Below are 15,708 nucleotides of genomic sequence, written 5' to 3' on the forward strand. Positions count from 1 at the left end.
ACGTGCCACCGCCGAGCGCTCATTCGAAGCGCGAGGGGTCGCCGGCGCCGCGGCGGACGATCTCCGCCTCGCCGCTCGAGAAGTCCACCACCGTGGTCGGTTCGGTGCCGCAGTCGCCCGAGTCCACGACCGCGTCCAGCACGTGGTCGAGCCGCTCCTTGATCTCCCAGCCCTGCGTCATCGGCTCCTCCTCGCCGGGAAGCAGCAGGGTGCTGGAGACCAGCGGCTCGCCGAGCTCGGCGAGCAGGGCCCGGGCCACGGCGTGGTCGGGGATCCGGACGCCCACCGTCTTCTTCTTCGGGTGCTGCAGCCGGCGCGGCACCTCCTTGGTGGCGGGCAGGATGAAGGTGTAGCTGCCCGGCGTCGCCGCCTTGACCGCGCGGAACACGTCGTTGTCGATGTGGACGAACTGGCCCAGCTGCGCGAAGTTCTCGCACACCAGGGTGAAGTGGTGGCGGTCGTCCAGCCGCCGGATCGACCGGATCCGCTCCAGGGCGTCGTGGTTGTCCAACCGGCAGCCGAGCGCGAAACAGGAGTCGGTGGGGTAGGCGATGAGCGCCCCGGAGCGGAGACTGTCGGCCACGGTGCCGATGGTGCGCGCCTGAGGGGTCTGCGGGTGCACGTCGAAGTACTTTGCCATTGGCCAAACTTACGGCATCCGGCCGGTGCCGGAGAGGGACGCGCCGACCCGCCCGGAGGCTCCGGCCGCCTGTTCGACCACACCTGCGAACCACACCTGCGACCGCCTGTTCGCAGCCTTGCGCCGCCCTCCGCAGCCCCGACATCGACGTCGGCTGGCCATCGTCCGTGTCGCCCGCTCGGGAGCCGGCTCCGTGACGGCACGCTCACCGGAACGTGAGGTTCCGTTTGAAGTGGTCGAGATGGGTAAGCGCGGGTTGACCCACGCCGACGGAGGGATGCGATCATGCCCCGCGAAGCCCGTGACGCCGAGCCCGCGCCACGGCGAACCGGCCGCAGCGCCCGCTCAGCACGAGGCGCCGAGGACGGCGAAGTCCGGGCCACCCGCACGGGCGGTCACACGGTGTCCGTGGCCCGTGCGATGCGCACCGCGGCGTCGCAGCTGGCCGAGCTCCTGGGGAGGGCGCCGGAGTCCGTCTCCGGAATCCGGCGCACCGAGGAGGGCTGGGAGGCCGAGGTGGAGGTCGTGGAGGTCGAGCGGATCCCGGAGACGAGCAGCGTGATGGCGAGTTACCGGGTGCTGCTGGACACCGACGGAGAGCTCATCGGCTACGAGCGGACGCGTCGCTACACGCGCGCCGAGGTCGATCGCCGTCCGAGCTAGTACCGCAAACGGAAGACGGACCGTGCAGGAGCCGCGGTGGGGCACGCGGCCGATGAGAGGAGTCATCGTGACCGTGGTGCCGCAGAGCGGCGGAGGCAACGTGGCAGTCGGGGGCGCAAGCACCGGCACGCTGTACGACGTCGTCGAACTGATCCTGGACCGGGGACTGGTCATCGACGTGTTCGTCCGGGTCTCCCTGGTCGGGATCGAGATCCTGAAGATCGACGCCCGAGTGGTGGTGGCCAGTGTGGACACCTACCTGCGCTTCGCCGAGGCCTGCAACCGGCTCGACCTGGAGTCGGGCCGCAAGGCCCCCACCAAGCTGCCGGAGCTGGTCGGCGAGATGACCGAGGGAGGTGCCCGCGGCAAGAGCAAGGGAGCGATCACCGGCGCGGTCGAGGCCGTGACCGACAGCATCCGCGAGAAGCTCGAGGACCGGGAGCCCGAACCCGAACGGCGGGAGAGGCGGACACGCCCCGCCCGGCGGGCCACGCGGGCACGGGAGGAGTGAGCCATGTCCGTGTACGTCTACGCGATCACGGCCGACACCCACCCCGGCGGGCTCGGGCGGCTGACCGGAGTCGGCTCCCCGCCCGAGGCCTTGCGGGCCCTCGCCGGCTCCGGGCTGAGGGCCGTGGTCAGCCGCGCACCCGAAGGACTCCGGGCACGCCGGCGCGACCTCGTGGCGCACCAGGAGGTGGTCGAGAGCCTGATGTCCGAAGGCCCCGTCCTGCCGCTGCGCTTCGGTGCCGTCGCCGAGGACGACCAGGAGGTCCTCGGCGTCCTCCGGGAGCAGGTCGACGCCTACCGGGAACGGCTGGCCGCCCTCGACGGATGCGCCGAACACCTCGTCAAGGCCTCCGCCGAGGAGGACGCGCTGCTCCGGCAGATCCTCCGGGACTCCGCCGAGGCCCGGCGCCTCAACGAACGGACGAAGCAGAGCCCCGACCCCGAGCCGAAGATCAGACTGGGCGAACTGGTGGCCGGTGAGATCCAGCGGCGCAACCGGTCCGCCGCCGCCGAACTCATCGACGAGCTCAGCCCGTTGGCACGGGAGGTGCGGGAGAATCCGCCCAACGGGAACGACTTCGTCAGCGGTTCCTTCCTGGTCGAGGAGGACCGGCAGGACGACTTCCGGGCGGCGGCCGCGGAGTTGGCCGAACGCTGGGGCGAGGACCGTGCCCTGCGGGTGCACGGGCCGCTCCCGCCCTACAGCTTCGTCCAGTAGGGGTGCGCCATGGGCCTGCTGACCGGTCTGCTCACCCTCCCGCTCGCCCCCGTCCGCGGCGTGGTGTGGGTCGCCGAACGCGTCGCCGAGGCCGCCGAGCAGAAGTTCTACGACCCCGCCCCGATCGAGGAGGCACTCAAGGCGCTCGAACAGGACCTGCTCTCCGGGCGCATCGACGAGGCGACCTTCGAAGAACGCGAGGAGGAACTCCTCGACCGGCTCGACGAGATCCGCCTTTACTGGGCATCGCGGGGGCCGCCCGCTCCCGGGTAGCCGGCCCCGTCCTGCCCACCGCGGCGGCCTGCCTCGCGGAGGACGCCGGGACGCCGGTGTTCGTCCGGCTCCCCCCTGTGATCGGCTCCCGCAGCCGGTACCCCGGCCGCCGCCGGAGCCCTTGCAGCCGGCGCCCCGCCCGCTCCGGAGCCCCGGGCGGGGCGCCTCGTTCGCGGCGGCCGGGTCGTCAGGGCCGGGCGACGGGACCGGGTCGGGCGGACGCGGAGCGTCACGGCCAGGCCGCGTCCTCGTCCAGGTCGCCCTGTCCGTCGAGGGCACTGTCGGAGACGATGTGCACCGCCGCCTCCTCGGCACAGGCCGCGCCGGCGTCGATGCCGACGTCCTCGGCGAAGAGCTCGGTGGTCCTCGCGTGGGCGCCCTCGTCGGGCGCGACCAGGCGGCCGGCCCGCTCGGCCCCCGCCTCGGGGTCGACGGGCTCCCCGTCGCCGCCGGGCAGGTCGCCGATGAGGTCGCCCCGGTCGGCTTCCTGATCGGGCAGTTCACGGGCCAGCCGCTGGTCGAGCGACTCGCCCTCGCGCTGCTCACCGGCCGTGGTCCCGGGCTGCCGGACGGCGAGCGGCCGCTCGGGCGGTGACCACCCCTCGTCGAGGAGGTCGTCGTAGGTCCGCTCGTCGAGGGCGTTCTGCAGGTCCAGCGCGGAGGCGTCGGCCTGTTCGTCGGCGGTGTCCGCAGGCTGGTAGACCTCGTCCGCCCTGCCGCTGTCGCTCATCACGGCCTCCCGGTCGTCTCGGCTGCCCTCTCCCTCCGGCGTCCCGTGTACCCGCTCGGCCGGCGGTCATCCGCGCCGGCGGCCCGGCCCCGGGGCCCGCCGCCGTGCACCGGACCGGTCCGGGCCGACGGGTGCAGTGGGCCGGCCCGCGATCGGTCCCGCCCCTCGACGGTACGTCCGTCGCCCCGGGAGCGAAACACGCGGGCTCCCGGCCCCGGCGCGCGCCCCGGCGCAGGACCTGCCGGGGTGCCGCGCCCCGCGCCCGGGTGGCGGCCCGCCCCGGGCGCGTTCAGCGGTGCCGGGCGGGGGCCCGCCGGCGCGATCCGCGGGGAGGCGGCAGGTCGGTCGCCGTACGGGCCGATTGGGGTCGCCCGCCCGGGGCGTGGGTTGCCCGTACCTGATGCCCTGCCAGGACCGCGGCCCGGGGAGCCTGTTGGCCTTGACAGGCACTTGATGTAACTGGAACTGTTACATCAGGGGGAGGGATCATGGCCGCGAACAGCAGACTCACCGTCGCCGTGCACGTGCTGGTCTGGATGGCGCTGGTCCGTCGGCTCGGCCGGGACCTGGTGACGTCGGAGCAGGCCGCGGAGAGCGTCAACACCAACCCGGTCGTCCTGCGGCGCTGCCTGGGCGGGTTGCGCAGGGCCGGACTGGTCGAGGTGCGGCACGGGGCGGGGGCCGGGTGGCGGCTGGCCCGCAATCCGGACACGATCACGCTCCTGGACATCCACCGGGCGGTCGACGGCGAACCGCTGTTCGGCCTGCACCGGGCCGCCCCCAACCCCGCCTGCCCGATCGGCGCGGGCATCCGGCCCGCACTCCAGCAGGCTTACGAGGAGGCAGAGACGGCGGCGCGCTCCGCACTGGCCCGGACGACCGTCGCGGACGTGCTGCGCGAGACCCTCACCGCCCGGCCCGCGCAGGCCGTCGGCGACGAACCCTCGACCACGCACAGCAAGGACTGAACGACAGTGCTCATCACGCCACGCCTGCGCCTGCGCCCCCTCACCGAGGCCGACACCGACTGGTGGGTCCGCCTGCACGCCGACGACGAGGTGAACCGGTTCGTCGGCGCCTACTCCCACGCGCAGGCCGCGGCCCGCCTGCACGACATCCAGCGGCAGTGGGCCGAGCGCGGCCACGGCCTGTGCGCCGTCGAACTCGCGGAGAGCGGCGAGCCCATCGGCCGCTGCGGCCTCAACTGGTGGGAACGGTTCGGCGAGACCGAGATCGGCTGGACCTTCGCCCGCAGCCACTGGGGCAACGGCTACGCCACCGAGGCCGCGCAGTCCGTCCTGGCCTGGGGCTTCGGTGCGCTCGGCCTCACGCGGATCACTGCGATGATCCACCACGGCAACGCCGCCTCCACCGCCGTGGCCGCCCGCCTGGGGTTCGCACCGCTGCGCGAGGACGTGGTGCTCGGCCGGCCCTGCACCGTCCACGCCCTGCACCGCGAGGACTTCGCCTCCCTGCCGGTACGGGCGGGCTTCGAGGGTGGGCCCGGCAGGGCTTGAGCGCCCCGGGGCTCGTCCACAACGCCTTCATGCTCGAGGACGCCGAGAAGACCGTCCTGCGCGCGCCCTTCGCCCCCGCCTCGCGCGGCCTGTTCCCCGACTCCCCGTCCCCGTCGCCCCGCCCTCCGTTCTTCGTCGCCAACCGCACCGCGCGCCACCACCGTGGAGCGTGTCACCCGCTTCACCGCGGCGCCCGGCCTGGCGAAGCTCTCCGGCGTCATCGCCTCCGCCCTGCGCGGCTGACCCCCGGAACAGCCGTCGACCGATGCCGGGCCGGCACGCGGGCGGGGAGACACGCCATGCTGCCCGGGTCCGCAGGGGCGAGCGGGGGGCGGTGGCACGGCGTGCCCGCCGTCGACGGGGTGCTCACGGCCGGGAGGGCGGGGCGCCGGGGGAGGGGGAAGCGGGCGCGGGCACGGCCAGGAGTCGGCAGGCGTCGGTGACGGTGTCGCACACGGCGGCCTTCCGGCTGACGCCCGCGCGGTGCAGTTGCTGCTCGAGGTCGGGCCGCATCCCGCACAGCGCCACCGCCAGGCCCGAACGGGCCAGCGCGGCGACCTCGTCGGCCAGTGTCAGCACGCCGAGCGGATCCGCGGACGGGGTGCGGGTCAGGTCGAGGACGAGTGCCCCGGCGCCGCCGGCCGCGAGATCCCGGGCAGCGGCGCCGAGCTGCCGCGCCTGCAGGATGTCGAGCGGGCCGTCGGCGCCGACGACCGCCGTCCTGCCCGGCTCTGTCGCCGCGTACGGCCCCTGTCGGCCATCCATACTGAGCCTCCGGGTCGGTGGGACGGACCTGTCCAGTCAAGCGCGCCGCCGGGGGCTGGGCGGTGGGACACACCGCCCCGGATGCCAGAGCCTCGGGCCGGGGCCGCCGACGGCCCGCTGGCTTCGACGGTGCGGAGGACGGACCCGGTCCCGACGCGCGGCGTGATGCGGGCGGGGGCGGGGCGGCGCCGGATGTCGGCAGCAGTTGCGGGGTGTCCGCCGGTGGTGCCGCTACCCGGTGACCAGGGCCAGGGTGAAGCCGTCGTAGCCCTTGGCGCCGACGGTCTGCAGGGTGGTGGCCGTGAGGCGGGGATGGGCGGCGATCAGCTCGGTGAACCGGCGCACCCCCTGGACCCGCGGGTCGGTGCTGGCCGCGTCGGTGACCGCGCCGTCGCGCACCACGTTGTCGCCGACGATGACGCTGCCGGGCCGGGTGAGCCGCAGTGCCCACTCCAGATAGTCGGGGTTGGAGGGCTTGTCGGCGTCGATGAAGACCAGGTCGAACGGGCCCGCACCCTCCTCCGCCAGTCGGGGCAGGGTGTCCAGCGCCCGGCCGAGGCGCAGGTCGACGGGGCCGTCCAGACCGGCGCGCGCGAGGTTGCCGGCGGCGACCGCCGCGTACCGGGGGTCGGCCTCCAGCGTGACCAGGCGCCCGCCGTCCGGCAGGGCCCGGGCCAGCCAGATGGTGCTGTAGCCGCCGAGGGTGCCGATCTCGAGGATCGTGCGGGCGCCCTGCATCAGGGCGAGCAGGTGCAGCAGCTTGCCCTGGTTCGGCGCGACCTGGTGCGGCGGCAGGCCGGCCGCCTCGCTCGTGGCGGCGGCCGCGAGCAGGGCGGCGTCCTCCTCGACGAGCAGGTGGTTGAAGTAGTCGTCGACGGCTGTCCAGGTCGGCTGCGGCACGCGGAGGTTCCCTTTCGGCACTTGGCGAGTTTCGAAAAGGAACTTACCGTTTCCGCCGCAGGACCTGTCAACCGTCCCCCGGCGGATCGCGCCGCCGCCTGGGCGCTACGGCGCGACGGCGCCACGGTGTCACGGCGCTACGGCGCTACGGCGCTACGGCGCCACGGTGTCACGGTGTCACGGCGCCACGGCGTCCGCGGCCGGGGGCTCGGGCTCCTCCCCGTCGCCGTCCTCCGCCTTGGCCCGGACATCCGCCGGGGTGGGGGACGTGATGCTGCGCTCCTCCGCGGAACGCTCCCGCGTCTCCTCGTCGGGATGCGCCCGGTCGTCGTCGGGTGTGCTCATGGCCTCGTCCTCTCCTGGTACGAGCAGGGGTACCGGGCGGCTGCCCCGTTCTCCCGCCCGCACACGGAGAGCCGGGCACGCCGTCGGGCGGCCCCCGCCGTCAGCCCTCGGCAAGTGCGGCGACGACCAGGGCGACGGCCTCCTCCGCGGTTGCCGCGCTCGCGACCACCCCGGCGCCCCTGGCACGGACCAGGAAGGACCCGTCGCGCTGCGGGTCGACGGCATGCCCCGTCCGCTCGTACGGGTACGCGTGGCAGCTCGAGAACCAGAGCATGAAGTGGCTGGTCACCGGCGTCAGACGGCGCAGGCGCGGTTGTGCGTGGGCGGCCTCCAGCAGCGCGCGGGTGCCCGACTCGCAGGGGTGGTCCGGCGGCATGAGCAGGTATCTGTCGAGCCGGTGCCACCACGCCAACTCGACGGGGTCGAGCGGCTCCCGTTCATGGGCGAGCGCCCAGTCGCCGTAGCGGAGGAACGGTGCGGCGGCCCCGGCCTCCGCCAGATCGGCACCGCCCATCCAGGCTGCCACGGCCCCCGCCGCTGCCGCCGGGTCGGCCGTCCTGCCGCCGGCCAGCCAGGCGCCCTGCTTCCGGCAGCGGACCAGGAAGTCCCCGTCCCGGTGCTGGTGCACGGCCACCCGGCGTCCGTCGGCATCAGTGAACGCGGCATGGCCCCACTGCTCCGGATCGCGCGCCGGCAGGTCGATCCCCGACCCGGCGACGGCACGGCGCAGCCGGGCCAGGATGGCATCGGCCCGGGCCGGCTCCGGGCAGGTCGCGGGCACCGGGGCTGCGCCCGGCGGAGTGAGGGTCATGTCCCCCAGTCTGCAGGGCGATCCGCCCGGGCGCGGAGGTTGAGATCAACCGGTCGGCCTCGGCGCGATCGCCGCCGTGCTGCAGCAGGCGCGCCGCCGCGCCCAACCGCGCTGACGTACCGTCCGCTCGTACCCGGTACCCGTGTTTGCACCCGCCCGCACCGCGGGGGAGGACCGCCGGATGTTTCGAACGGCTCCCGGGAGTCGGGGTCGTGCTGCCCCAGGAGGCCGGCACCCTCGCGTTCGGCCCGGACGAGCGGCGGCGGACGAGGCCCCGGCCGGGATCGGCGATGTCCGACGGGTACCCCTGCTGGACCGACCTGGTGCCGCACGGTGCGCCGCGGCGATCTCGAACCGACCGCCGGCGCGGACGAGTTGGACTGGTGCGCGCCCGAAGTCCCAGGACCTGTCGCTGCAGTCGGTCGCGCTCGGCCGCAGCCCGTCGGCCATGTGCGGGCCGGGCGCCACACCGGTGGGCTTCGCCGGCATCGACCTGTTCGGCCACCCGGCCGCCGACGTGCCGGAAGTACTCGACGGCGTCCTGCCGCCGGAGACCCTGATCCGGCCGACCGCCCGCCGCGGCTACCCGACCACCGTCGTTCGGCGCGCCGCCGCACCGATCACCCGTCAGCCGACCGCGCCGCGCCAGATGTTGTTGAACGCCGCGTCCTCGACGGCGCGGCGCTGCCGCACGGCGTCCAGCTCCCGCACCGCGTCGTTGACCGCGGCGAGCACCGCCGCCACCGCGTCGTCGACGATGTCCGGCTGCTTGTCCGCCGGCGGTCCGTCGATCCCGACGGCCACCGTGAGCGCCGTGAGCACGGGCTCCCGCGACTCCCATCGGTCCAGCGCCGCCCGGCGTCCGGCGGATTCGGCCGGTGCCTGCCCGCCGATCTCCGGCCCGTGCGTCCGGTGGAACCGAGGGCGGCGGACCCGGCCCTCGGCCCCGAACACGGCCGCGTAGGCAGCCGCGAGACCGCGGCCCCGACGCCAGAGCCAGTCCTCGACCGATTCGAACGGCGGCTCGCGGACGACCGCCGCCGCGGCCTCGGCCAGCAGCCGGTCCGCGACGGCCGGCGGTCCGAGCGGCACGATCCGGGTGTCGTCCAGCAGGGCAGCCCGGACGTCGAGCAGGTCGATCAGCTCGGCCCCGGCGAGCGCCAGCGACAGCTCGCCCTGCTCGGGACGGCGCCCGGCGCTCGCCCCCAGGGCGACGATCAGCAAGTCCTGCGGTGTGGTGTCCATCGGTGGCCCAACGTCCGGCGGATCGGCGGCAGTGCGCGGCAAGCGGTGCAGTACCTGCTGCCAGTCTGCCTCGCCGACGCCGCCACCGGAGGCCGATTTCCGGTCTCCGCACCCCGTCCCGAGCCGCTCCCGCGCTCACGCACTGCCGGACCCGAACCCAGGCCCCGATCGCGACCCGGGCCCGAACCAGCCCCGGACCCGAACCCGCCGTCGGAATCCCGCCAGCACCGGCCGGCCCGGAACGCGATGCTGACGGACATGACCAGCACCTACCGACCGCAGCCCATCACCCCCGCCGCCCTGCAGCAGCTCCGCGTCCGCGACGACGCGGGCCGACCGATGAACCCGTACCCGGACGGGGAGGGCGGTGCCCCGCTCCGCTGCTGCCTGCGACCGAGCCCCGTCGGCGACCGGATCGCCCTGGTCTGCTACGCCCCGCTGCGCCGCTGGGCCGCCGAGACCGGCGCCGAACCGGGGGCGTACGACGAGCAGGGCCCGGTCTTCATCCACGCCGAGGACTGCGGCGGCCCGGACGGGGACGCCGCCGGCTACCCGTGGGCCCGCCCCGGCGCACTGCGGGCCTTCCGCCGCTACGACCACCGCGGGCACATCGCGGGCGGCCGCATGGTGGAGCTGTCCGAGGACGCCGACGCCTGCTTCGACCGTGCCCTCGCCGAGGCCTTCGCCGACCCGGAGACCGCCCAGGTGCACGTGCGGGCCGTCGAGTACGGCTGCTACCACTTCCGGGTCGACCGGCCGTGAACACCCACGCCTGAGCGGCGGTCCGGACGGGCGGTCGGCCCGTCGGCTGCCGGCCGGCGGTCGCCGGGGACGAGTCCCGACGACCGGCCCGGCCGGCGGCTACGGCTGCACGCGGGTGCGCACAGCCGCGGCCGCCCGTGTGAGCACGGGTGACAGGCCCTCCTGCACGGGCCAGCCGTTGATCACCGCGAGCAGCCGGAGGTACCGGTCCCGGTGCGGGTCGTTCACGCGCTCCGGCCGGACAGCAGCCGGCGGCGGAGCTCGGCGTCGTCGGGCCGGTCGCACGTGCGGGCGTAGTCGGCCGTGAGCGCCTCGACCACCGGATCGGCCGCGGATTCGGTGGGGTCGACGCCCGCCGCCAGGGCAGGGGCGACCCGGTCGCGGACGGCCGCCACGAGGTCGCGGCGCGGGCCCGCGACGGCGGCCCGAACGCGTTCGGCCGCCAGATCCTCGGCCGCGCGCCGCACGCCGGCGCGGAAGTCCGGGCCCAGGGACAGTTCGGCCCACTCCACCCAGGCCCGGGTCTGCTCGGCCGCGGGCTCGTCGGGCAGTTCGGGGGTCATCGAGCGCATGACCCCGGCGAACGCGGGGTCGGTGCCGAGTCCGCCGAAGACGGCATCGAGGAACTCGCCGACGAGGCATCGGCGTTTGTCCTCGGACAGCCGGGCGAGCTGGTGCATGAGATCGGTCTCCTCCGGGGTGAGCCCGCGCTCGGCCGCCGCCGTCAGCACCGCGTGCCGCAGACGCAGGACGCGCATCTGCGCCGCCACCGCCTCGGCATGGGCAGCGGCGACCTCGGGGAGCGAGAGCTCCCGGTCCACGACCCTGCGGATCGTGGGCAGGTCGAGCCCCAGCTCCCGCAGGGTCCGTACGAGGTCGAGGCGGGCGACGGCGTCGACGGTGTAGCGGCGGTGGCCGGCCGGGGTGCGGTCCGTCGGCGTCACGATCCCGCTGTCGGAGCAAAACCGGACGGTCTTGACCGTGAGGCCGGTCCGCCGGGCCAGTTCGCCGATGGAGTGGAGCGTGTCGCCGTTCACGGCCCCCATCGTGGCGTCTGCGGTAGGGGGAGACTCAAGTCCTGCCGCCCGTTGCGCGTCGAGGCCGGGCGTCACAGTGCGTCGAGCGCCGGGCGTCACCGCGCGGCGGCCCCGGTGCGTCCGGCCCGGGGCCAGGCGTGGTGGTGTTCGTCGATGACGTAGTGGTGGCCGTGGCTCCAGGCGCCGGCCCGGGACGGGTGGGCGCCGGTGAGGTGGGGGTGCCCGGGCGGCAGGTCGGTGTGCTCGTGCCGGAGCGCGTCCGGGTCGCGGCGCGGCCACAGGGCGATGGCGCCCACGGCCGCGGCGAGGGCGAGGACCCCGAGGGTGAGCGCGGTGACGGGCAGCCCGGCCGCGGCGGCGAGCCAGCCGGCGAGCGGGTAGGTCAGCAGCCAGCAGGAGTGCGAGAGCGAGAACTGCGCGGCGAAGGCCGCCGGCAGGTCGGCCCCGGCCGCCGAACGGCGGATCACCCGACCACCGGGGGTGAGGACCGCCGCGCCGGCCGCGCCGACCAGTGCCCACGCCGCCAGCAGCGCGGACCACGTCCATCCGCTCGGCGGCGCGGCGGTGACCGCGGCGACCGCGGCGAGGACGGCGGGCAGGGCGAGGGCGGCCGGCAGCATCACCGCCCGGTCGCCCACTCGGGCCAGCACGCGGGGCAGCAGCAGGGCGGCGGCCATCGATCCGGCGCCGTAGGCGCCGAGGGCGAGCGAGACGTCCCCGGCGGGGCGGTGGAAGTGCTCGCGCACCACCACGACGGTGTCGACGAAGACGATCGCCCCGGCGGCGGCGACCGCGAGGTCGAGGGCGAGCAGGGCGCGGAGCCTGGGTGTGGCCAGGAACAGCCGGGAGCCGAACACCATCCGCGCGCGGACGCCGGCGGCTCGTTCGACCGGAGCGCGGACGCCCGCGGAGTGGACGCCCGCGGCACGTTCGACCGGGGGAGCCTTCGGCAGGACGGCGGAGACGACCAGGGCGGCGGAGGCGAGGAAGCCGAGGGTCGTCCCGGCGAACAGCCAGTCGTAGCTCACCGCGGTCAGCAGCAGGGCGGCCAGCGCCGGGCTGAACAGCGACTCCAGGTCGTAGGCGAGCCGCGACATGGACAGGGCACTGGTGTAGTCGCGCTCCGCGGGCAGCACCTGCGGGATCGTCGCCTGGAAGGTCGGGGTGAACGCCGCCGAGGCCGCCTGCAGCAGGAACACCGTCAGGTAGATCTGCCACACCTGGTCCACGAACGGCAGCGCCAGGGCCGTTCCGGCCCGGATCAGGTCCGCCGCGACCATCAGGGCCCGCCGCGGCACCCGCCCGGCAAGCGCACCCGCGAGCGGTGCGATCGCCACGTACGCGACCATCTTGATCGCCAGAGCGGTGCCCAGCACCGCTCCCGCATCGGCCCCGGCGAGGTCGTAGGCCAGCAGGGCGAGCGCCACGGTCGCCAGCCCCGTGCCGACCAGGGCGACGACCTGGGCGGTGAAGAGGTGTCGGTAGGTGCGGTTGCGCAGAACGGACAGCATCGGCCCAGGTCCCTCGCTCGGCAGGGTGCTATCCGGCCATCATAGGCAATATGTGCGTACTCGCGCACATGTTTGCCGTGGGGCGAGACGCCGTGGGGCGTGGGGCGGGTCGTGTCAGGGTCAGTCGTGCGGCGCCAGCGAGCCGATCTGGTGGTCGGCGACGTTCAGCGCCTCGTCGACCAGTCGGCGCAGATGGCCGTGGCGCAGCGAGTACACGACGCGGCGCCCGTCCTTGCGGGTCGCGACCAGCCCTGCGAGGCGGAGCTTCGCCAAGTGCTGGCTGACCGAAGGCCGGGCGGCCCCGGTCGCCTCGACGAGCGTGGTGACGTCCGCCTCGCCGCGGCCGAGCCGCTCCATCAGCGCGAGCCGGGTGCGGTCGGCCAGCAGGGCCAGGACGGAGGCCGCGACGTCGAGGCGCTCGCCGGCGGAGCGCTGCTGCGAGTAGTGTGCATCTGCGAGCGGCGGGCGCGTGTCCATGCGGACATCGTAGATGCAGCCACGGTTGCGCAGGTGCGCACCTGTTGCGGCGAGCGGTGGGCGGCGAGCGGCGAGCGGTGGCGGCGGGCGCCTGGCGACCGACGACCGGCGACGGAGGCCGCCTCGCTGCCGGCGCCCGGCCGCCGGTCAGCCGATGTGTGCGGCGATGGCCCGTGCGCACGCCGTCGACTCGCTGTGCGTGGTGTCCACCTCCAGGTCGTAGACCACACCCCGGTGCACCGCATCCGCCTGGGACGCGGCCATGCCGACGACCCGGTCGCCCCGGGCCACCTCGCGACCGGCGGCCACCGCGCCGTCGCACCTGACGCCGACCCCCAGCACCCGCAGGCCGTCCAGGGCGTACCGCCACCGCCGCTGGGAGTCCGCCCCGCCGAGGAACACCTCGCCGACGACGACCCGGGCACCCGCGCGGGCCATCACGGCGACCCCCGCGATCCAGGCCGCCTCCAGCGTGCGGAACTCCGGGCCGACGACGACCGCTCCGTCCGGGGCGAACTCGATCCCGCCGTCCGACGCCCGCATCGACGCCGGCATCGCCTCGACCAGCGTGTCCGTCCCGAACGCCAGCCACGGGTCCGGCAGGACGGCCTGCAGGCACCGCACGATCCCCGACTTCCCCGAGCTGGAACCACCGTTGAGAACGATCACCTGAGTCATCACGGCGCCACAGCAGACGCGCCGGGACGGCACCCGAAACCGGCCGTCCGCCGCCGGGCGAGCCTCCGCCCGGCGAGCGGTGACCCAGACCCCCCGGCTCCGGCCTGCGGAAACAAGTGGCAGCGATGGGTGCGGCCATGACAGGGTGTCGGGCTGTGGCAGGCACCGACACACTGACGATCACCACGGCGGCGGAGCGCCCCGAGCTGATCCCGCGGGTCTACGAGATCGACGAGACCTGGCCCGCGTTCATCCCGCACGACCTGGTCGCCGGCACCCTGCTGGACCGGGTCGTCGCCGAGTTCCCGCAGTACTGCGCCGTGGCCACCGACGGCGACCGGGTGGTCGCCCGGGCCCTGGCCGTCCCCTTCGACGCGCACGCGGACGGCCGCGAGGAGACACCCGACCAGGGGTGGGACCAGGTGCTCTCCTGGGCCTTCCACGACCTGCGCCGCTCCGCCGCACCGACCGCGGCCAGCGCCCTGGAGATCACGGTGGACACCCGGCACCTCGGCCGCGGCCTGTCCTACCGCATGCTGAACGCCCTCCGCAGCGCCGCGGAGCGTCAGGGCCACACCGCGCTGCTCGCCCCCGTCCGCCCGACGGCCAAGCACCTCCTGCCCCGGCTGCCCATGGCCGAGTACCTCACGCGAACCCGCACGGACGGACTGCCCGAGGACCCGTGGCTGCGCGTCCACGTGAAGGCCGGCGGCAGCATCGTCAAGGTCGCACCCGCCTCCATGACCGTCAGCGGCTCGCTCGAACAGTGGCGGCAGTGGACCGGCCTGCCCTTCGACCGCGACGGCGGCACCGAGGTGCCCGGCGCCCTCGTACCCGTGCACACCGACCTCGCCCAGGACCGGGCGGTCTACGTCGAACCCAACGTCTGGGTGCGGCACCCGCTGCGCCCCGTGGCGCCGATCGCCGGCGCCGAGGACTCCTGACGGGCGATGATGCACCGGGGAGGGGCAGAGGCCATGGTGCGGGTCCGGGTGGGTGCGTTGCTCGCCGCCGACGGCGGAGTGTGTCTGATCCGTCGGGAGCGGCCGGACGGCGTGCAGTACTCGCTGCCCGGCGGCCTGGTCGAGGCGGGCGAGGACGCGTTCACGGCGCTCCACCGGGAGCTGCGCGAGGAACTCGGACTGAACGCCGCGACCGCCCCCGAGGCTCCGGCGCTGCGGTGGGTGCAGGACCAGGCCACCACCCGCCCCGGCCGCGACGGAGTCTTCCGGCGCCGGCACCTCGTCTTCCTGCTCCACCTGCCGCCCTCCGCGCGGGAGGGTCTGGCGACCGTGGAACTGGACGCGACGGACCGGGCGGCCGTGGTGTGGTGCGATCCGCTCCGGGCGGCCGGACTGCACCTCTACCCGGCCGTCGGCAGCGTCCTGGCCCCCGGCGCGGCCGCGCGGACGCGTCCGGTGCTGCTGCCGCCGATGACGGACACGACGTACCGCTGGCGCTGACCGTCCCCCGAGCCACGGCGGGGGATCCAGCCGGCCCCTTCCACGGTGCGGCCGGCACGCCACCGTCGGAACAAGGGACGAACACGGCTGCGGTGATGTCGATGCTCCGGGCCGGGGTGACGGCCGATCAGTATGGCGCGGTGCGGCACGCTGTCGACCGGGAGCAAGCCCAGTCCCCGGCTGTCGGAGGACCCGGGACTCAGCCGACCCGGTCGAGGACGGACGCCAGCGCGGCGTGCAGCCGTTCGTCCTCGCGGATGATCGCGTGGTCGGACCCGGATACACCAGGCGGCGGTCCCCGGAGACGGATGCTCCGCGAGCACCGGCAGGGGTGAGTCCGAGCTGATCGAACGTGAGGGTGTGTTCTACCTGATCGCCACCTGCGACGTTCCGGAGAATCCACTGAACGAGACCCCGACGGGCTTCGTCGGTGTGGACCTCGGTGTCGCCAACATCGCCACCACCTCGACCGGGTACCGGGCCGCCGGGCGCGGCCTGAACCGGCACCGCAAGCGGCAGCTCGACCTCCGCAAGAAGCTCCAGGCCAAGGGCACCAAGGCCGCGAAACGCCTCCTGAAGAAGCGCTCACGCAAGGAAGCCCGGCACACCGCCAACGTCAACCGCATCGTCTTCAAGACCATCGTCACCACCGCTGAACGCACC

At 74.9% G+C, this 15,708-nt stretch carries 19 protein-coding genes and 1 pseudogene; 9 read left to right on the plus strand and 11 right to left on the minus strand.

Annotation, left to right across the window (positions count from 1 at the left end):
• Positions 1-19 precede the first annotated feature (19 nt).
• A complete protein-coding gene (locus KSNIM_RS36290; RefSeq protein ID WP_263107439.1) occupies positions 20-640 on the minus strand; it encodes an L-threonylcarbamoyladenylate synthase in 621 nt (206 codons plus the stop codon).
• Positions 641-925: 285 nt separating this feature from the next.
• On the opposite strand from KSNIM_RS36290, the gene gvpO reads away from it, so the two are divergent.
• The 4 genes from gvpO (at position 926) to KSNIM_RS36310 (ending at position 2,804) form a co-directional block, all read left to right on the plus strand.
• Positions 926-1,303 carry a gas vesicle protein gene (gene gvpO, locus KSNIM_RS36295; protein WP_263107440.1) on the plus strand — a complete coding sequence of 126 codons (378 nt, stop codon included), beginning with the start codon at positions 926-928 and terminating at the stop codon, positions 1,301-1,303.
• A 67-nt stretch (positions 1,304-1,370) separates the two neighbouring features.
• Positions 1,371-1,814: a gas vesicle structural protein GvpA gene (locus tag KSNIM_RS36300; protein WP_263107441.1), complete on the plus strand. Its 444-nt coding sequence runs from the start codon at positions 1,371-1,373 to the stop codon at positions 1,812-1,814.
• Positions 1,815-1,817: 3 nt separating this feature from the next.
• Positions 1,818-2,531 (plus strand): GvpL/GvpF family gas vesicle protein, encoded by a 714-nt coding sequence (locus KSNIM_RS36305; protein WP_263107442.1) that lies wholly within the window; start codon positions 1,818-1,820, stop codon positions 2,529-2,531.
• Positions 2,532-2,540: 9 nt separating this feature from the next.
• Positions 2,541-2,804 (plus strand): gas vesicle protein GvpG, encoded by a 264-nt coding sequence (locus tag KSNIM_RS36310; RefSeq protein ID WP_263107443.1) that lies wholly within the window; start codon positions 2,541-2,543, stop codon positions 2,802-2,804.
• A gap of 229 nt (positions 2,805-3,033) precedes the next feature.
• On the opposite strand, the gene KSNIM_RS36315 is transcribed toward KSNIM_RS36310, so the two are convergent.
• Positions 3,034-3,534 (minus strand): DUF5709 domain-containing protein, encoded by a 501-nt coding sequence (locus KSNIM_RS36315; RefSeq protein WP_263107444.1) that lies wholly within the window; start codon positions 3,532-3,534, stop codon positions 3,034-3,036.
• A 488-nt stretch (positions 3,535-4,022) separates the two neighbouring features.
• On the opposite strand from KSNIM_RS36315, the gene KSNIM_RS36320 reads away from it, so the two are divergent.
• Both KSNIM_RS36320 and KSNIM_RS36325 read left to right on the plus strand, forming a co-directional pair.
• Entirely contained in the window at positions 4,023-4,502 is a 480-nt protein-coding gene (locus KSNIM_RS36320) for an Rrf2 family transcriptional regulator (RefSeq protein WP_263107445.1), read from the plus strand.
• 6 nt (positions 4,503-4,508) lie between these two features.
• On the plus strand, positions 4,509-5,051 hold the full coding sequence (locus KSNIM_RS36325; RefSeq protein ID WP_263107446.1) for a GNAT family N-acetyltransferase: 543 nt from the start codon (positions 4,509-4,511) through the stop codon (positions 5,049-5,051).
• Between the two features lie 366 nt (positions 5,052-5,417).
• Here KSNIM_RS36325 and KSNIM_RS36330 read toward each other — a convergent pair whose 3' ends face one another.
• From KSNIM_RS36330 to KSNIM_RS36350, 5 genes are all read right to left on the minus strand, one after another.
• On the minus strand, positions 5,418-5,816 hold the full coding sequence (locus KSNIM_RS36330) for an STAS domain-containing protein (protein WP_263107447.1): 399 nt from the start codon (positions 5,814-5,816) through the stop codon (positions 5,418-5,420).
• A gap of 231 nt (positions 5,817-6,047) precedes the next feature.
• Entirely contained in the window at positions 6,048-6,716 is a 669-nt protein-coding gene (locus KSNIM_RS36335; protein WP_263107448.1) for an O-methyltransferase, read from the minus strand.
• Between the two features lie 177 nt (positions 6,717-6,893).
• Complete coding sequence (locus tag KSNIM_RS36340) at positions 6,894-7,061, minus strand: hypothetical protein (protein ID WP_263107449.1); 168 nt, start codon at positions 7,059-7,061, stop codon at positions 6,894-6,896.
• Positions 7,062-7,161: 100 nt separating this feature from the next.
• Complete coding sequence (locus KSNIM_RS36345) at positions 7,162-7,872, minus strand: DUF6193 family natural product biosynthesis protein (RefSeq protein ID WP_263107450.1); 711 nt, start codon at positions 7,870-7,872, stop codon at positions 7,162-7,164.
• Positions 7,873-8,499: 627 nt separating this feature from the next.
• Positions 8,500-9,117: a GPP34 family phosphoprotein gene (locus KSNIM_RS36350; protein WP_263107451.1), complete on the minus strand. Its 618-nt coding sequence runs from the start codon at positions 9,115-9,117 to the stop codon at positions 8,500-8,502.
• Between the two features lie 258 nt (positions 9,118-9,375).
• Between KSNIM_RS36350 and KSNIM_RS36355 the strand changes: the two genes are divergently transcribed.
• Entirely contained in the window at positions 9,376-9,879 is a 504-nt protein-coding gene (locus KSNIM_RS36355) for a DUF1203 domain-containing protein (RefSeq protein WP_263107452.1), read from the plus strand.
• A gap of 99 nt (positions 9,880-9,978) precedes the next feature.
• Here KSNIM_RS36355 and KSNIM_RS36360 read toward each other — a convergent pair.
• The 4 genes and pseudogenes from KSNIM_RS36360 to cpt all read right to left on the minus strand — a co-directional run bounded on the left by KSNIM_RS36360 (position 9,979) and on the right by cpt (position 13,582).
• Positions 9,979-10,916: pseudogene (locus KSNIM_RS36360) on the minus strand (MerR family transcriptional regulator).
• 95 nt (positions 10,917-11,011) lie between these two features.
• Positions 11,012-12,427, minus strand: a complete 1,416-nt coding sequence (locus KSNIM_RS36365) for an MFS transporter (RefSeq protein ID WP_263107453.1) — start codon at positions 12,425-12,427, stop codon at positions 11,012-11,014.
• Between the two features lie 120 nt (positions 12,428-12,547).
• On the minus strand, positions 12,548-12,904 hold the full coding sequence (locus KSNIM_RS36370) for an ArsR/SmtB family transcription factor (protein ID WP_263107454.1): 357 nt from the start codon (positions 12,902-12,904) through the stop codon (positions 12,548-12,550).
• Positions 12,905-13,051: 147 nt separating this feature from the next.
• Positions 13,052-13,582, minus strand: a complete 531-nt coding sequence (cpt, locus tag KSNIM_RS36375; protein WP_263107455.1) for a chloramphenicol phosphotransferase CPT — start codon at positions 13,580-13,582, stop codon at positions 13,052-13,054.
• A 137-nt stretch (positions 13,583-13,719) separates the two neighbouring features.
• Between cpt and KSNIM_RS36380 the strand changes: the two genes are divergently transcribed.
• Together KSNIM_RS36380 and KSNIM_RS36385 are read left to right on the plus strand one after the other, a co-directional pair.
• Positions 13,720-14,526 (plus strand): N-acetyltransferase, encoded by an 807-nt coding sequence (locus KSNIM_RS36380; RefSeq protein ID WP_263107456.1) that lies wholly within the window; start codon positions 13,720-13,722, stop codon positions 14,524-14,526.
• Positions 14,527-14,559: 33 nt separating this feature from the next.
• Entirely contained in the window at positions 14,560-15,045 is a 486-nt protein-coding gene (locus KSNIM_RS36385; RefSeq protein WP_263107457.1) for an NUDIX hydrolase, read from the plus strand.
• Positions 15,046-15,708: the final 663 nt, after the last annotated feature.

Origin of the sequence: Kitasatospora sp. DSM 101779, assembly GCF_025655475.1 — a bacterium.
In the GTDB taxonomy this organism is placed as follows: domain Bacteria; phylum Actinomycetota; class Actinomycetes; order Streptomycetales; family Streptomycetaceae; genus Kitasatospora.

Coding starts and splice junctions, on each gene's coding strand:
- KSNIM_RS36385 (WP_263107457.1), top strand. CDS start 14,560: ATGGTGCGGGTCCGGGTGGGTGCGTTGCTCGCCGCCGACGGCGGAGTG.
- KSNIM_RS36365 (WP_263107453.1), bottom strand. CDS start 12,427: ATGCTGTCCGTTCTGCGCAACCGCACCTACCGACACCTCTTCACCGCC.
- KSNIM_RS36290 (WP_263107439.1), bottom strand. CDS start 640: ATGGCAAAGTACTTCGACGTGCACCCGCAGACCCCTCAGGCGCGCACC.
- gvpO (WP_263107440.1), top strand. CDS start 926: ATGCCCCGCGAAGCCCGTGACGCCGAGCCCGCGCCACGGCGAACCGGC.
- cpt (WP_263107455.1), bottom strand. CDS start 13,582: ATGACTCAGGTGATCGTTCTCAACGGTGGTTCCAGCTCGGGGAAGTCG.
- KSNIM_RS36370 (WP_263107454.1), bottom strand. CDS start 12,904: ATGGACACGCGCCCGCCGCTCGCAGATGCACACTACTCGCAGCAGCGC.
- KSNIM_RS36305 (WP_263107442.1), top strand. CDS start 1,818: ATGTCCGTGTACGTCTACGCGATCACGGCCGACACCCACCCCGGCGGG.
- KSNIM_RS36355 (WP_263107452.1), top strand. CDS start 9,376: ATGACCAGCACCTACCGACCGCAGCCCATCACCCCCGCCGCCCTGCAG.
- KSNIM_RS36350 (WP_263107451.1), bottom strand. CDS start 9,117: ATGGACACCACACCGCAGGACTTGCTGATCGTCGCCCTGGGGGCGAGC.
- KSNIM_RS36330 (WP_263107447.1), bottom strand. CDS start 5,816: ATGGATGGCCGACAGGGGCCGTACGCGGCGACAGAGCCGGGCAGGACG.
- KSNIM_RS36340 (WP_263107449.1), bottom strand. CDS start 7,061: ATGAGCACACCCGACGACGACCGGGCGCATCCCGACGAGGAGACGCGG.
- KSNIM_RS36380 (WP_263107456.1), top strand. CDS start 13,720: ATGACAGGGTGTCGGGCTGTGGCAGGCACCGACACACTGACGATCACC.
- KSNIM_RS36320 (WP_263107445.1), top strand. CDS start 4,023: ATGGCCGCGAACAGCAGACTCACCGTCGCCGTGCACGTGCTGGTCTGG.
- KSNIM_RS36315 (WP_263107444.1), bottom strand. CDS start 3,534: ATGAGCGACAGCGGCAGGGCGGACGAGGTCTACCAGCCTGCGGACACC.
- KSNIM_RS36310 (WP_263107443.1), top strand. CDS start 2,541: ATGGGCCTGCTGACCGGTCTGCTCACCCTCCCGCTCGCCCCCGTCCGC.
- KSNIM_RS36345 (WP_263107450.1), bottom strand. CDS start 7,872: ATGACCCTCACTCCGCCGGGCGCAGCCCCGGTGCCCGCGACCTGCCCG.